2 protein-coding genes are annotated in these 902 nt (G+C 46.0%); one reads left to right on the top strand and one right to left on the bottom strand.

The window, feature by feature from the left end; translation table 11 throughout:
* Nucleotides 1-589 (top strand): alkaline phosphatase family protein (locus HC175_RS15360; RefSeq protein WP_168139340.1); only part of this gene is annotated, 589 nt, incomplete at its 5' end.
* A gap of 70 nt (nucleotides 590-659) precedes the next feature.
* Here HC175_RS15360 and HC175_RS15355 read toward each other — a convergent pair.
* Nucleotides 660-902, bottom strand: a 243-nt coding sequence (locus HC175_RS15355) for a hypothetical protein (protein ID WP_209310008.1), incomplete at its 5' end; no start/stop codon positions are given.

Here is a 902-nt window from a genome sequence, read left to right as displayed (position 1 = left end):
CGCCTATAGAAATGAAATGGGGCATGAGGCTTTTGATGCCGGTGCCAGTGAAGCTTTTGCTGTTTGTGATCACCAGGTCGCTCACGTTTATGTCAAGGATAAAAGCAGAATTTCTGAAGTAGGAAAACTGCTCGGGGAGTTACCCGGAATTGAAAAGTTACTTACAGGAGAAGAGAGAAAGGAGTATCACCTGGACCACGAACGCGCCGGAGATATCGTTGCTATTGCCGACCAGGACTCCTGGTTTTGCTACTACTACTGGCTCGATGACCAAAAAGCTCCCGATTATGCCAGGACAGTCGACATTCACCGCAAACCGGGATATGATCCTGCCGAACTCTTTGTCGATCCCGACATCAAATTTCCCAAGCTGAAAGTTGGTCTGAAATTACTCCGAAAAAAGTTAGGCTTCCGTACACTTATGGATGTGGTTCCGTTAAAGCCTGAGTTGGTGAAAGGTTCCCACGGCCGCCGTCCTGAATCAACCGGGGATTGGCCGGTTTTTGTTTCTTCTTCTAAAGGAAAAGAAGCTACCTTGAAACCTGTCGCTGTCTTTGATGAGATAAAATCTGCAGTACTTTCAGAATAATCCTTATTAGGCCAAAGCCCGATTTTGAAACCAGGTTTATAATAATAAGTCCTTTCTGTAAGCAGCAAATTTATTTGCCCGCAACCATTTTAAACACTTTCCCGGTGTTCCCTGTGGGTCCTTCTTCATCGGTGGTAAGCAGAAACATTTCTCCCTGTTTGTTCTGGCCAAAAGAGAGAAGATAATGACCAATCGAAGTAGAGTTGGTTTGAGCAATTTTCAGCTCTTGAAAATCCCACATTCCGGTCTCTTTCGGAGTTGCCATAAAGACGGCTCCCGCAGGTTTCCCGTGATGCTGCGTCCAGGTCCCAAA

The sequence above is a fragment of the Salinimicrobium oceani genome, assembly GCF_012037645.1.
The sequence above is the reverse complement of the archived record's forward strand: the minus strand, read 5'-3'. Positions and strand labels throughout refer to the sequence as shown.